Origin of the sequence: Phycisphaera sp., from assembly GCA_025916675.1 — a bacterium.
GTDB lineage: Bacteria > Planctomycetota > Phycisphaerae > Phycisphaerales > UBA1924 > JAHCJI01.
The window spans coordinates 1,139,753-1,154,710 of sequence record CP098402.1 but is presented as its reverse complement, the minus strand read 5'-3'; the positions used below and the strand labels follow the sequence as shown (position 1 = coordinate 1,154,710).

The following is a 14,958-nucleotide window of genomic DNA, read 5'->3' as shown; positions in this document are numbered from 1 at the left end:
TCCCTGGATACACCCGGAATATTGCCGATCGGGTTTCACTTGATTGGTCTACAGGGTTTTGTCCGCACATACGGGGTATCAGCATGACCGAACAAGCCGAGCACGCCGCCACGACGCAGGCCTCCGGCCTGCCCACCGTCCACACCAGCAAGCCCTACACCATCACGTCGTGGATGGGCCAGGTCATCGTCGCGATCGTCCTTGCGCAGACTTTGTTCTTCAAGTTCACCAACGCCCCCGAGACGCAGGTGATCTTCGAGAAGCTCGGCGGCCGGCCGGCGGCCATCGCCTCGGGCGTCGTCGAACTCGTCATTGTCGTGCTGATCCTGATCCCCAAGACCGCCGCCTGGGGTGCCCTGCTTGGCATCCTGATGATGATCGGGGCGATCGGCTCGCACTTGGCAGTCATTGGCATCAAGGTGCCCACCCCCGATGGCACGGGCGACGACGGCGGGATGCTCTTCGGCATGGCCATCGGCGTCTTGCTGCTCTCCCTCATGGTGGCGTTCCTGCGGCGAGACACCATCCTGGGATTGCTGGCCAAGGGCTGATTCCGGCTCTTTGGGCCGCTCCTACACTATTGAGACACTGTCTCAAGGAGCGACCCGACCCATGACCAAGTTCATCTCCGCCGCAGCGGCTCTGGCTCTTGCGTGCCTGCCAACTCTCGCCCAAGACTGCCCCATCGCCGAGGCGCTCGCCGCCAGCGACGCCGAGGTCCGGCTGTTCGACACGCACGTGACCACGCTCTCCAGCCCTGCCATGGGCGGCCGCCTGCCGGGCAGCAAGGGCATGGCGATGGCCAAGGACTACGTGCAGCGATCGCTCGAGCTGGCTGGGCTCGAGCCGGCGTTCGGATCCGGTGAGAGCGCTTCGTGGCGGCAGTCGTTCTCGATCGAGAACACCAATGCGGAGAATGTCGCCGGCTTGATCCGAGGCAGCGGAGACCTCGCGAGCCAGTACATCGTCATTGGCGCTCACTTGGATCATCTCGGCGACGGCCAATTCGGGTCTCGTGGAGAGACGGGCTCGTTGCACCCCGGGGCCGACGACAACGCTTCGGGTGTGGCCGGCATGCTGCTGATGGCCCGGGGCCTGGCCGGCGACTACGCCAAGCTCGACGGCGATCGACGGAGCGTGCTGTTCATTGCCTTCAGCGGCGAGGAATCGGGCCTCAATGGCGCGACGTTCTACGTCAACAACCCCGTCTCCCCGATCACCACGCACACGCTCATGATCAACTTCGACATGATCGGCCGCATCAAGGATGGCCGGCTGAGCGTTTCCGGCGTTGGTACCGGTGTCGGCCTTGAGGATGTCGTCGAACCGATCTTCGATGCTTCGCCGCTCATCGAGCAGGTTGAATCTGGCTTGAGTGGTCGCAGCGACCACTGGGCGTTCTACGAGGCGGGCGTGCCGGGGCTGTTCGTCACCGCGACGGACCAGCACGATGACTACCACACGCAGAATGACGAGTCGTGGAAGATCAACCGGACGCAGGGGGCCGAGACCGCGGCGGTGTTCGCCCAGGTCGTCCACGCCCTGGCCACCACAACGAGCAACATGGCATTCGTCGGCGGGCAGCGCCCCGCCGCCGGTCCGAGCATGGGCGACATCCGCGTCCGCTTTGGCATCCGTCCGGGCAGCTATGTCGAGGGCGTGTCGGGCGTGGCCGTGGGCGGCGTGACGCCAGACTCTCCCGCCGACCACGCGGGCCTCGAGTCGGGTGACCGGCTCGTGGGCTGGAACGGCCAGGCGGTCGGTGACGTTCGCGACTGGATGGGCCAGCTCATGCGACACGACCCCGGCGACGTGGTGACCGTGACCGTCGAACGCGACGGCGAGCGGATCGACTTCAAGGTCACGCTGCAGGACCGCGGAGGTGTTTGAGTAGAAATATGGGTAATTCCGTATTTACATTACCTGTGAATTTGGGTAATTTGGGTCATGCGGTGGGTGTTGCTGTTCTCGCACCCTCTCTCTCAATATGCCCATCGCGTACGAAGACAGCGAGCCCGGTGGCCTTTGCCGCCGGGCTCGTTGCGTTCTTGACGGGGACCGAAAAGAGCCACCTATCGGACTCGAACCGATGACCTAAGCTTTACGAAAGCTTCGCTCTACCAACTGAGCTAAGGTGGCAACCGAACACAATCCGATCTTTTCTCGAGCCGGTGAGGCCCTGGAGCCGAGCGGACAGGCCCCAAGTATTCGGCGGCCGGGGGCGTCAGTCCAGTGCTGATGCTTTTGGTGGGCTGCGAATGCGACTCTGTCTCACTTTTGGAATGAGACGCATTCTCACTTCCAATTTGGGCGTTCTATGTCATACTGACGGTGCGGGCCCGAGATGGGTTGGGCCCTTCTTGACAGGAGGCACGACATGCTCCAGATTACCGAAGGCCAGTGCGGCAAGTGCGCCCACTTCGGCGAAGACCACGCCGCCGACCAGAAGCTCGTCCAGATCCGCATCAGCGGTCAGGCACCCGAGAACTTCCAAGAGCACTGCGGCCATCCGCAGCTCAAGCCGCTGAACCTGACCGTCACCGCGACCAGCGGCTGCGCGGGCTTCGCGCCCGCGAAGGCGAGCTGAACAGCGACCGTTGTTCTCGGTACGAGGCAGCACGGCTGGGTGATGTGGCCGATAGCGGGCTACAGCGTTCGAGCAGCCCGATCTCGCGCGAGAACGCCCAGTGCAGGCGCGCGGCCTTGCTTGTGTTGCGGCGGATCGGTGCCACGTTGGTACGCGCGGCCCTCTTGGTGATTGTGGACCAGCCGCTTCCGCGCATCGGCCTTGGTCGCGCGTCATGCCGCCGATCATCTCGATCGCCAGCGTGGTGGGTCTCATCACGCTCCTGGAGCATGGCTGTGGGCAACGGCATCCTGGCTCCGTGATTACTACAACTACCTCATGCGGCACGAGGCTGTCGTGCCGGGCCAGACGATCGTTTAGGGTTCCGTGGATCGCGTCTCGCCCATTCATACCCCGGGCCGTAGCGGCATTCGGGTTGCAACAACTGGCACTTGCTGGCGGCGAGCTGGGAAGCGGGTTGTTGTTGGCCTTGCTGGCAATCGTGGCTTTCGGCGGCGTGTTGATATCGGCCCTGTGGGAGCTCTTTGTCGTGCCAGCAGAGCAATCCCTAGTGTTCGGGCACACGGCCGAGCAACGCACTGCCATCGAGCCCCGGGAGGCCCCACCATGACTGCACTCGCACGGATGCTCCTCGTTGCCGGGCTCGCCACGGCGCTTTCGATTGCGGCCTGCGAGGAGCCTGGCCCGAGCACGGGAACCTCCGGCGGCGAGTACGGCCAGGCCGAGGCCGGTGGGGATGACGGTGCGGACCACGACGGCGGCGAGAGCGCCGGCCATGATCCTGATGATGGCGACCGTGATGGCCACGAATTGGAACCGCTGGGTGCCGTGGCCGTCGGCGAAATGCAGATCCAGGCGTTCCAGGGCGATGGGGCCGCCACCCCCGGCAAGGAGCTCCACCTCGTTGTCAGGCTTCCCGAAGACGACAGCGGCACCTCCACCGTCCGTGGCTGGATCGGCACCAACGATCGGTATGCCTCTGTGGTCGCGCTGGCCCGATACTCTGCCGAAGCGGGCGGCTACGAGCTTCGCACCGTCGCGCCCGATCCATTGCCCGATAGTGCGTCTTGGTGGATCGAGGTGGAACTGGCCGACGGCATCACCCATGTCGGTTCGGTGGCGATGAAGTGATCCGTTTGCAGGTACGCTGCCAATGACGACGATCATCGCCACGTGGTCGGGCCCGCGCAACATCTCGACAGCGATGATGCGATCCTGGGAAGCGCGCGGCGACACGCTCGTCGTCGATGAGCCGCTGTATGCGCACTATCTGGAGCGGACCGGCCTGGAGCACCCGGGCGCGGCAGAAGTCATCGCGGCGGGGGAAACGGACCTTGGCACCGTTGTCGCAGCGTTGACCTCTCCACCAAGCGAACCCTACCAGTATGTGTACCAGAAGCACATGGCGCACCACCTCCTTGGTGGGATGGATCTTGGATGGGTCGATGGCCTGTCGAACGCGCTGCTCGTCCGCGAGCCGCGAGACATGCTGGCGTCGCTGATCGAAGTGTTGCCCAACCCGGACTTGGATGCGACCGGGCTCCCGGCTCAGATGAAGCTGCAAGAACGGTTTGGATGGTCGTTGCCCGTGCTTGACGCGCGTACGGTGCTCGAGCAGCCCGAGGGTTCGCTCCGGGCGCTGTGCGTGGCGCTCGGCGTGCCGTATACCGATCGCATGCTGTCATGGGAGCCCGGGCCGCGTGCGACCGATGGCATCTGGGCCGAGTATTGGTACGCGAACGTTGAACGCTCGACCGGTTTTGCGCCCTACAAGCCAAAAGATGCCGAGATCCCGAGCAGGCATTTTCCCTTGCTCAAGGAATGCGAGACGCTTTACGAGCGACTCATCGAGCACGCTCTGCGCCCGATTGACGAGGACTAGATGCTCCAGCAAGCCAACCCACTCAACCAGAACCTCATCGTGAACATCAACGGCACGCTCACGCCGCGATCGGAGGCAGGCGTGAGCCCCTTCGACTCTTCGGTGCAGAACGGCGACGCGGTCTGGGAGGGTCTGCGGCTCTACGACGGGCGGATCTTCAGGCTCGAGCAGCATTTGGCTCGGCTGCGGCACTCCGCGATGGCCCTGGCATACGCGAGCATCCCAAGCGACGAGGAGATCATCCATGAGCTCTCGCGCACCCTTGAAGCGAACGCGATGCGGGACGGTGTGCATGTCCGGCTTACGCTGACGCGGGGCGAGAAGTACACGTCGGGGCTCGATCCCAGGATCAACACGCTTGGCCACACGCTCATCATCCTGGCCGAGCACAAGCCGCCGGTGTATGACAAGTCGGGCATCACGCTCAAGACCTCCGCGCATCGCCGGCCACCGGCCGACGTGCTCGACCAGAAGATTCATTCCTGCAACCAGCTCACGTCGATCCTCGCGAAGCTCGAAGCAAACGCGGCGGGTGCCGACGACGCGCTCATGCTCGACACGCGGGGTTTTGTGGCCGAAACCAACGCCACGCACTTGTTCTTCGTTGAGGACGGCGTGATCCGCACGCCGACGACCGCCGCGTGCCCGGAGGGCGTTACACGGGCGGCCATACTCGAACTCTGCAATGAGAACGACATCGACTGCCGGGAGGCCGACATCACGCTGGCCGAAGCCTACCGGGCGTCGGAGGTCTTCTGCACCGGCACGATGGGGGAAATCGCACCGGTCGTCGAGATCGATGGCAGGCGCATCGGCGGTGCGGCGGGTGGGCCGATCACCGCGAGGCTGTCGGGTCTGTTTAGCGCGTTGACGTCGACCGAGGGTGAACGCGTGGTCGGCTGAGTTCCCCCTGGAGGGCGTGGCTGGACGACATGTCCGTGCAGACGACGACTTTCCATTGAACCCGGGGCACGGATGTGGTATAACCGCATGTGGAGATGGATCGGGACAGGTCCGAAAACCACCTGCCGCCCGTTCTCGTCCAGGGAGGTTCGAATGCGAATTGCGATGCTTGTCCTCGGCTTGTTCCTCTTCTGTCCCGCGTGGGCATCCCAGGATGAGCCGCGGCCCCCGGTCACCGTTGCCGAGCAGACCGGCTTCAGCAAGACCGGAACGTCCGAGCAGGTCGAGGCTTTCCTTCGCACGCTCGACGAGCAGAGCGAGCGGACCTGGCTGGGCTCGATCGGCGAGTCGAACGAGGGCAAGAGCCTGCCGTTGCTGGTCGTGGCCGATCCGCCGGTGGCCAGTGCCGAAGCGGCCCGCAAGAGCGGCAAGCTGGTCGTTCTCCTGTTTGGCAACATCCATTCGGGCGAAACGTGTGGGAAGGAAGCCCTCCAGATGCTGGCGCGCGAGCTGGCGCTCGGCGAGCGATCGGAGTTGCTCGACGACCTGATCGTGTGCTTCGTGCCCAATTACAACCCGGACTCGAACGACAAGATGGGACCCGACAACCGCCGGAACCAGAACGGCCCCGACGAGATGGGCCTGCGGCACAACGCCCAGGACCTGGACCTCAACCGCGATTGGATCAAGTTGGAAGCGCCCGAGACGCGAGCGCTCGTGCGGTTCATGCGTCATTGGGATCCGGCCGTCATCGTCGACAGCCACACGACGAACGGCTCGCACCACCGCTACACCATCACCCACCAGGGGCCGAAGCACCCCGCGAGCGACCCGACCCTCATCGCATTCGCCCGCGATACGTTCATCCCGCAGGTTGGCGAGCGATTCGAGGAACAGTCCGAGTACAAGACGTTCGTGTACGGCAACTTTGCCGACAAGCACACGAAGTGGACGACGTACCCGGCCTCACCGCGCTATGGCACGCCCTACCGCGGCCTGCGCAATCGCATCGGGCTGCTCTCCGAGGCGTACGCCTATGACGCGTTCGAGGACCGCGTGCTGGGCACGCTGGAGTTCTGCCGGGCCGTATTGCAAGAGTCGGCCGAGCATAAGGAGGCCATTCAGAAAGCGACCCGGACCGCCGACGCGTTCAACAACACCGACGACGCGCGCCAGATATCCCTACGCGAGCGGGCCATCGCGCTCGAGGGCGATTTCACCGCCCTGGGATATCAGGAGTACGACGGCGAGGGCAACAAGATCGAGGCGACCGACGAGCATCGCGACTACGAGGTCGAGATGCTCAACGGCTTCGAGCCCACGCTGAGCGTGGAGCGGCCATGGGCGTACCTGATTCCCGCTGATCTCGAGCACGTTACGCAGCACCTGCAACGCCACGGCATCGACGTGCTCGAGGTGCGTGAGGGCATGGAACTCGACGCGGAGGCCTATCGCATTGACGAGATGGCGCGGGCCGAGCGGGCGTTCCAGGGCCACCACCTCGTCAACATCTCGCGGGTCACGCCGGTCGTGCGCGGCGTGCGTGTCGAACCGGGGTGGTACATGGTGCGCACCAAGCAGGACTTGGGCAACCTCGCGTCGTACATGCTCGAGCCGCAGGCGACCGATGGCCTTGCGAGTTGGAACTTTCTCGACGATCATCTTGAGCGGGGCGGGGACTATCCGATCTATCGATTGCCGGAGCCCGCACCGATCCTCACCCGTAGCGCGAAGACGCTCGCCGAAGATCGCGAGCCACCCAAGCGGATCACCGCCGAGATGATCATCGATCGGCGTGGCTCGCCCCGCCTGAGCGGCGCGGGCCGGGCACGGCTGGGTTGGCTTGACGATGAGCACCTCAGCAAGTCGGTGCCGGGTGTCGAGGGCAGCTTCAGGGTCAACGCGATGACCGGCCGCCCGGTGGAGGACGTGGAAGAGACCGATTGGGAAGCGGTCGCGGCTGTCATCGAAGAACTACCGACGATCAACAAAGACCGGGCCCGCCAGGTCGCTCGATCGAGCTACCGCTTCGAGCGGGATAGTGGCCTCGTGTTCAACCACGAGAACGACCTGTACTTCGTCTCGGCCGAGGGTGATACGGCCGTGCGTTTGACCGCGACGCCGCAGCGGGAGGAGGCGTGGTCGTCGAGCCCGAATGGCGAGTTCGTTGCGTACGTCCAGGATAACGACCTCTGGGTCGTCGACGTTGCAACACAGACACCGCGAGCCCTCACGATCGGCGGCACGGACACCATCCGCCACGGCAAGGCGAGCTGGCTGTACTACGAAGAGCTCTTTGGCCGGAGCTGGCGAGCGTTCTGGTGGAGCCCCGACTCCCAGCACATCGCCTTTTTGATGTCGGATTGCTCGGCCGTCCCCGAGTACACGATCGTGGATAACCAGAGACGCGAGCAGACCGTCGAGGTCGAGCGCTACGCACGCCCGGGCGAACGCAACCCCGACGTCGAGCTTGGGATTGTCAGCCGCGACGGGGGCGGCATCAGTATGGCCGACCTGTCGGGCTACGACGATGGGCTCTTCCTGATCAGCCATGTGTCGTGGACGCCCGACGGCAAGAATTGCGTCGTCCACGTGCAGGATCGGATCCAGACCTGGCTCGACGTGCTGCACGTCCCGACGCGTGGGGGCTCGCCGACCAAGCTCATGCGCGACTCGACCGAGGCGTGGATCCAATCACCCGGTTCGTTCCGCTATCTCGAAGACGGCAGCTTCCTGATGTCTTCCGAGCGGGACGGCTTCGAGCACTTGTATCACTATTCCAGCAAGGGAAAGATCATTCGGCAGATCACGAGCGGCGAGTGGGAGTGCCGTCGCGTGCTCCGTGTCGATGAGGAGAATGATTGGATCTACTTCACGGGCACCGTCGACTCGCCCATCGGCAGCAACCTCTACAAGATTCGCCTTGATAGCAGCGAGCTGACCCGCCTGACCCACGAACCGGGCTCGCACTCGGTGGACCTGAACCCGGCCGGCACGATGTTCATCGACTCCTGGTCGGCCGTCAACCAACCGGGACGGACAGCGCTGCGCTCGACCGTCGATGGTGCGCTCATCCGGTGGCTCGACACCAACCCGGTGTACGAATTGGAAGACTACCGGGTCGCAACCCTCGAGCACGTCAAGATTCCCACCCGTCACGAAGGCATCGAACTCGAGGGCATCCTGCACTATCCGCCGGACTTCGATCCGACCAAGAAGTACCCGCTCTGGGTCATGACGTACGCTGGCCCGCATGCGCCGACGGTCCGTGATTCATGGCAGGGCGGCCGCACGTGGGAGCAGTTGCTCTGCTCGGCGGGCATTGTCGTGCTTCGGACCGACCCCTACGCCGCCAGCGGCAAGGGTGCGAAGAGCGCATGGACGAGTTATCTGAATCTGGGCGTGCGCGAACTCCAAGACCTTGAGGACGCCGTGGAGTGGGTGCTTGGGAACGACTGGGCCGACGGCTCGCGCGTGGGCATCAACGGCCATTCGTTCGGCGGGTACATCACCGCGTATGCACTCACGCACAGCGACCTCTTTACCGCTGGCATCGCCGGCGCGCCCGTCACCGACTGGCGCGACTACGACACGATCTACACCGAGCGGTACATGTCGACGCCGCAGGCAAACCCGGAGGGTTATAAACGCACTAGCGCCGTCGAGGGTGCCAAGAACCTGGCCGGCCGCCTGCTCATCGCTCACGGCACCATCGACGACAACGTCCACATGCACAACTCGATCCGGCTGATTGCCGCCCTCCAGCGGGCCAATAAGCTCTTCGAGACCGCCATCTACCCTGGCAGCCGCCACGGTATCCGCTCGGGCCAGTATCGCCGGCTCCAATGGGACTTCATCAAGCGGACGATGGGGGTCGAGGATCCGAGCGATGAAGCAGAGAACCAAGCGGTGGAAACCGAGGCCGATCGATATGAGGTTGCCGATGGCGACTGATCGCACCCACCGGTAGCGTGGCTTTCATGTCCACAACAAGTACCGTGGTGTTGGTGCTTGTCGGAACCGATTGTTGAAGCCTGATTCGACCAGAAGCCGTAGTACCTTGATCCATTCCCCAGCGATCGGCTTCCTTCAAACGGATCTCCGAAGTTTCTCGGATCGAATCTGTCCGGAGATCGATAGGCTCACACCCAGCGGCCATGTCGAAAGGGATGCGCGTGCGACCGACAGGCCGGCGTACCCGATTCGGCGGCTCCATAATGAAGCAACCCCCTCCGGCTTCGGAGAGGGTTGATCAATAGCGGGGGCTGGATTTGAACCAACGACCTCCGGGTTATGAGCCCGACGAGCTACCAGACTGCTCTACCCCGCAATCTGTGGTCGAGAGTTTACGCCCCGCTTTGCTCGGAATCCAGCCTCTCGGCATGTCCGTCGGGGAAGGTCAGCTGCCAGAAGCCCACGTCGTGCCACTGGTCGAACTTGCGGCCGACCTGCTCGAAGTGGGCGACCTTGCGGAAGCCGGCACGCTCGTGCAGGGCCGCCGAGGCGGGGTTGGGCAGGGTCATGCCGCCGATGACGGTGCGGAAGCCGGCGGCCCGGAGCCTGGGTAGAAGCTCGTTGTACAGCGCCAGGCCGACGCCCTTGCCCTCCATGCCTCGCTCGACGTAGATGCCTGTTTCGCAGGTCCGCTCATAGGCCTTGCGGTCTCGCCAGACGCCCGCCTTGGCGTAGCCGGAGAACCGCCCGTCGACCTGCGCCGCAAGCCAGGGGTGCGTTCGGCTGCCTTCGCGCCAAGCCGTCTCGAATTCCGCATCGTCGTGGGGCTCGAACGCGAAGTGGACGGCGGTATGCTCGATGTACCAATTGGTCAGCGCGTTGGCCGGAGCCACGTCCTGCTGCGCGAAATCACGCACGGTGGTCATCCCCATAGCGTACGCCCGGCACTACACTGGCCCGTGACCATTCCCAACGACTCAGATCACAAGAAGCTCAACGTCCTGCTCGTCGGCGGCGGCGGCCGCGAGCACGCCCTGGCCGAGGCGATCGCGGCCTCGCCACGCCTGGGCACGCTCTACGCCACCAACTGCGAGAACCCAGGCATCGCCGCCCTGGCCACCCCCGCGGGCGTGCCCATCGACGCCGGGACGGCCTACCGAGCCCAGTTCTTCTGCCGCGATAAGGGCATCGACCTGGTAGTCATCGGGCCCGAGGGGCCGCTTGCGGCTGGACTTGCCGACTGCCTCCGCGAGAAGGGCGTGGCGGTGTTTGGCCCCAACAAGGACGGGGCCCAGCTGGAGGCCGACAAGCACTGGGCCAAGGACCTCATGCGTGGGGCCGCTGTGCCGACGGCCGAGAGTCGCAGCTTCACCGACGCCGAGAACGCGGTGGCCTATTCGCTCAGCCGCACCCAGCCGCCGGTCATTAAGGCCTGCGGCCTGGCCGCGGGCAAGGGCGTGGTCTTGCCCAAGAGCCACAAGGAGGCGGCCGACGCCATCCGCTGGATGCTCAACGACAAGGCCTTCGGCGAGGCTGGCTCGCGCGTGCTGGTCGAGGAACGGCTGGAGGGCCCCGAGGTCTCGGTCTTCGCGCTCACCGACGGCAAGGGCGTGTACATCCTCGACGCCTGCCAGGACCACAAACGCCTGAAGGACGGCGACGAGGGCCCCAACACCGGCGGCATGGGCGCGTTCTGCCCGAGCACGCTCATCGACGACGCCACGATGGAGCGCGTCGAGCGTGAGATCCTGCTGCCGGTCATCGACAGCATGCGCCGTGACGACATCGACTACCGCGGCGTCATCTACGCGGGCCTCATGCTGACGTCCGCGGGCCCCAAGGTGCTCGAGTTCAACGCGCGTTTTGGTGACCCCGAATGCCAAGTGCTCATGCCACGCCTGGCCAGCGACGTGCTCGAGATGCTCTACGCCACGGCCACAGGCACCGTGGAAGACCTCGAACTCGCCTGGCACCCGGGCGCGGCGGTGTGCGTGGTCCTCGCCAGCGAAGGCTACCCCGAGAAGCCGATCACGGGCATGCCCATCACCGGCATCGACGAGGCCCAGGCGATGGAGGGCGTGTTCGTCTATCACGCGGGTACGAAGGTCGATAAGACGGGCCAGCTCGTCACCGCCGGCGGCCGCGTGCTGGGCGTCACGGGCCTGGGCGCCACCGTCGAGGACGCTCGCGAGCGGGCCTACGCCGCCGCGGACAAGATCCACTTCAAGGGCGTGCAACTCCGCCGGGACATCGCCCTGGGGGCCCTAGAAGCCCCCCGGGTTGTCTCCAATCGGCAGGGATAGCCCCCAGTTCGACTGGGCTCTCCCGCGCATACACTCTTCCCTCGCCCGGGCGGCGACCTCCTCGAACCCCGATCGCCCGGGCCAACAGGGAGAATGAACATGCAACGCATCAGCACACTGCTTTCCTCGTGCGGCCGTGGTCCCGTGGTCGCTGTCGCGATCGCCGCCGGCATCGCCCTCGGCTTCGGCATCGCCGCCGGCACGCACGGAGGTAGCGGGAGCGCCACCATCCAACCCGTCCAGAACGGCCAGGAAGGCCAAGAGGGCTGGGGCGAGATGGATCCTGAGGCCATGATGGAGATGATGGCCCAGTTGAACGAGCCCGGCAATGAGCACAAGGAACTGGCCGTCTTCGTCGGCTCGTGGGACACCAAGATGGAGGCCCTCAGCCCCGGCATGGAGGCCTTCAACAGCACCGGCTCAGCCACGTTTGAGTCGACCATGGGCGGCCGCTTCATCAAGCAGCACTACAACGGCACCATGATGGGCTCCCCGATGACCGGCATCGGCCTGAGTGGCTACAACAAGGCCTCGAAGAAATACGAGGGCGTGTGGCACGACAGCATGAGCACCGCGCTCTACGTGGTCAAGGGCGACAAGACCGGCACCGGCTGGGTCTACGAGGGCGAGGAGACCGACCCGATGAGCGGCGAGACCTTCGGCTACCGCCACGTCATCACCATGGACGGCAAGGACACGTTCAGCTTCGTCATGCAGTACCCGCCGGAGATCGCCGCCGGGATGGGCGTGCAGGCAGAGGAGGGCCAGGACTGGGTCGACAGCTTCCGCATCACCTACACCCGCAAGGGCGCGGGCAACGGCATGGTCGGCAACGGTGGTAACAACAACCAGGGCAACAACAGGCGATAAACCGCCACACACAGCCCTGACTCGCACCGCACCCCCGCCCACGCGGGGGTGTTTCATTCCTCGTCCCGCCCGCTTAGCATGCCCCCTCGGCTGGACCACGCCGAACGGGCCGCAACCCACCATACCTCCACGAGGATCCCCACGATGCCGACCATCCGCTCGACCACCCCGCTGCTCCTCGCCCTGGCCGGCCTGGCCACCGCCGCCACGCTCACGGCCTGCACCATCGACCGCCCTGATCGCGCCGCCTACCACGGCCCGCTGGCCGCCGCCGCCAAGGGCGGCCTGCCGCTGCTGCGTTGGGAGGAGGCGTATCAGGAGGGCTTCGAGCCCTGGCAGGTGCTCGACTATCCCGAGGCACCCGCCGACGACGTGGTCGACACGATCCACGGCGTCGAGGTCGCCGACCCGTACCGCTACATGGAGGATCCCGATGATGCGCGGCTCGCCGACTGGGCCGAGCGGCAGGACGTGCTGTTCGACCACATCATCGAGCACGCGGGCAACCGCGGGGCCTACCTCGAACGCCTGACGGCGCTGTACGACTCGCCGCGCTACGGCACGCCCCGCGAGCGGGGCGGGCGGTACTTCTTCACCTACAACGACGGGTTGCAGAACCAGAGCGAGCTGCGCGTCTCGACCACGGAGAAGGGTGACGGCCGCCTGCTGCTCGACCCCAACACCTGGAGCGACGAGGGCACCATCAGCCTGGGCGGCTGGACCCCAAGCGAGGACGGCACGATGCTAGCCTACCTGGTGCAGGAGGGCGGCAGCGACTGGCGCACGATCAAGGCGATGGACGTCGCCACCGGTGAGGACCTGGGCGTCGAGATCGAGGAGGCCAAGTTCAGCGGAATCACCTGGGCCAAGGACGGCAGCGGCTTTTATTACAGCCGCTACCCCGAGAAGCCCACCGGCAGCGCCGAACTCACGAGCCTGAACCAGGACCAGAAGGTCTACTTCCACCGCATGACCGAGACCGAAGGCGGCTCGATCGCTTGGGAAGACGAGCTGGTCTGGGAGACGCCAGACCACCCCAACCGCGGCTGGGGCGCGAGCCTCACCGATGACGGCCGGTTCCTGATGGTGTACGGCAGCGAGACGACCGCGCCGCAGAACCTGCTGTATGTGAAGGACCTGACGGGTACCACGCCGGGCATGGAAGACTTCCGCCCGATCATTAGCGAGTTCGAGGCACGCTATAGCGTGCTGGGCAGCGTGCCCGTGATGGCCGGCACGCAGGAGGGCCACGAGCCGGCCCGCCTGATCGTCTACACCACCGACGATGCGCCCTTCGGCCGCGTCATCTCGATCGACCCGGCCAACCCCGGCCGCGAGAACTGGACCGAGGTCATCCCCGAGGGCGACGTCGCTATGCAGGGCGCGTCGATGGTCGGCGGGCACATCATCACCCGGGCCCTGCGTGACGTGCTGCCCGAGGTCAACGTCTACACGCCAAGCGGCGAGCTCGTGCGCACCGTCGAGCTGCCGGGCGTGGGCAGCGCTTTCGGTTTTGGCGGCCGCCAGAGCGACACGTACACCTATTACGGCTTCTCCAGCTTCGCCCAGCCCAGCACCACGTACCGCTACGACATCGCGTCGGGCGAGAGCACGGTCTTCCGGGAGTCCGAGGTCGACTTCGATTCCGAGCCGTACGTGACCAGGCAGGTCTTCTACTCGTCCAAGGACGGCACCCGCGTGCCCATGTTCATTACCCACAAGAAGGACGCCAAGCTCGACGGCAGCAACAAGACGCTGCTGTACGGCTACGGCGGCTTCGGCATCCCGCTGACCCCCGGCTTCAGCACGAGCCGGGCGGCGTGGCTCGAGAGCGGGGGCATCTACGCCGTCGCGAACCTACGCGGCGGCGCCGAGTACGGCCTGCCCTGGCGCGAGGCCGGCAGCCGGCTGGTCAAGCAGAACACGTTCGACGACTTCATCGCCGCGGCCGAGTTCCTGCAGGCCAACGGCTACACCAGCCCGGAAAAGACCGCCATCATGGGCGGAAGTAATGGTGGTTTGTTGGTTGGCGCGTGCCTCACGCAGCGGCCCGAGCTGTTCGGCGCGGCCATCCCCCAGGTGGGCGTGCTCGACATGCTCCGCTTCCACCTGTTCAGCGCCGGCCGCTTCTGGGTGAGCGACTACGGCAGCGCCGACGATCCCGAGCAGTTCGAGGCGCTGTACGCCTACAGCCCCTACCACAACGTGCGCAAGGGCGTGAGCTACCCGCCCACGATGATCACGACGGCCTACCGCGACGACCGCGTCGTGCCCATGCACAGCTTCAAGTTCGCCGCGGCTTTGCAGAAGGCCACCGGCAGCCCTGACCCCATCCTGATCCGCATCGAGCGCGACGCCGGCCACGGCGCCGGCACGAGCGTGACCAAGCAGCTCGAGGCATACGCCGACATCTGGGCGTTCGTTGACATGGTGATGGGGGAAGAGGGGGAGGAGTAGGC

11 protein-coding genes and 2 tRNA genes are annotated in these 14,958 nt (G+C 65.3%); 10 read left to right on the top strand and 3 right to left on the bottom strand.

The window, feature by feature from the left end:
• Positions 1-83 precede the first annotated feature (83 nt).
• Both NCW75_04960 and NCW75_04955 read left to right on the top strand, forming a co-directional pair.
• Positions 84-551: a hypothetical protein gene (locus NCW75_04960; GenBank protein ID UYV13633.1), complete on the top strand. Its 468-nt coding sequence runs from the start codon at positions 84-86 to the stop codon at positions 549-551.
• 61 nt (positions 552-612) lie between these two features.
• Entirely contained in the window at positions 613-1,890 is a 1,278-nt protein-coding gene (locus NCW75_04955) for a M28 family peptidase (GenBank protein ID UYV13632.1), read from the top strand.
• 176 nt (positions 1,891-2,066) lie between these two features.
• Here NCW75_04955 and NCW75_04950 read toward each other — a convergent pair.
• Positions 2,067-2,139: transfer RNA gene (locus tag NCW75_04950), tRNA-Thr, on the bottom strand.
• 238 nt (positions 2,140-2,377) lie between these two features.
• Here NCW75_04950 and NCW75_04945 point away from each other — a divergent pair.
• The 5 genes from NCW75_04945 (at position 2,378) to NCW75_04925 (ending at position 9,326) form a co-directional block, all read left to right on the top strand.
• Positions 2,378-2,587 (top strand): hypothetical protein, encoded by a 210-nt coding sequence (locus NCW75_04945; GenBank protein ID UYV13631.1) that lies wholly within the window; start codon positions 2,378-2,380, stop codon positions 2,585-2,587.
• Between the two features lie 606 nt (positions 2,588-3,193).
• Positions 3,194-3,718, top strand: coding sequence for a hypothetical protein (locus NCW75_04940; protein UYV13630.1), 525 nt, complete (start codon positions 3,194-3,196; stop codon positions 3,716-3,718).
• 22 nt (positions 3,719-3,740) lie between these two features.
• Positions 3,741-4,469: a hypothetical protein gene (locus NCW75_04935; GenBank protein ID UYV13629.1), complete on the top strand. Its 729-nt coding sequence runs from the start codon at positions 3,741-3,743 to the stop codon at positions 4,467-4,469.
• The gene (locus tag NCW75_04930) at positions 4,470-5,372 is read left to right on the top strand and encodes an aminotransferase class IV (protein UYV13628.1); all 903 of its coding nucleotides are present in this window, start codon (positions 4,470-4,472) and stop codon (positions 5,370-5,372) included.
• A 153-nt stretch (positions 5,373-5,525) separates the two neighbouring features.
• A complete protein-coding gene (locus NCW75_04925; protein ID UYV13627.1) occupies positions 5,526-9,326 on the top strand; it encodes a DPP IV N-terminal domain-containing protein in 3,801 nt (1,266 codons plus the stop codon).
• Between the two features lie 302 nt (positions 9,327-9,628).
• Here NCW75_04925 and NCW75_04920 read toward each other — a convergent pair.
• Both NCW75_04920 and NCW75_04915 read right to left on the bottom strand, forming a co-directional pair.
• Positions 9,629-9,702, bottom strand: a tRNA-Met gene (locus NCW75_04920).
• Positions 9,703-9,718: 16 nt separating this feature from the next.
• Positions 9,719-10,252, bottom strand: a complete 534-nt coding sequence (locus tag NCW75_04915) for a GNAT family N-acetyltransferase (GenBank protein ID UYV13626.1) — start codon at positions 10,250-10,252, stop codon at positions 9,719-9,721.
• Between the two features lie 33 nt (positions 10,253-10,285).
• Between NCW75_04915 and purD the strand changes: the two genes are divergently transcribed.
• The 3 genes from purD (at position 10,286) to NCW75_04900 (ending at position 14,956) form a co-directional block, all read left to right on the top strand.
• Positions 10,286-11,629 carry a phosphoribosylamine--glycine ligase gene (purD, locus tag NCW75_04910; GenBank protein ID UYV13625.1) on the top strand — a complete coding sequence of 448 codons (1,344 nt, stop codon included), beginning with the start codon at positions 10,286-10,288 and terminating at the stop codon, positions 11,627-11,629.
• Between the two features lie 99 nt (positions 11,630-11,728).
• On the top strand, positions 11,729-12,499 hold the full coding sequence (locus NCW75_04905) for a DUF1579 domain-containing protein (GenBank protein UYV13624.1): 771 nt from the start codon (positions 11,729-11,731) through the stop codon (positions 12,497-12,499).
• Positions 12,500-12,643: 144 nt separating this feature from the next.
• On the top strand, positions 12,644-14,956 hold the full coding sequence (locus NCW75_04900; GenBank protein UYV13623.1) for a prolyl oligopeptidase family serine peptidase: 2,313 nt from the start codon (positions 12,644-12,646) through the stop codon (positions 14,954-14,956).
• The last annotated feature ends 2 nt before the right edge of the window (positions 14,957-14,958 follow it).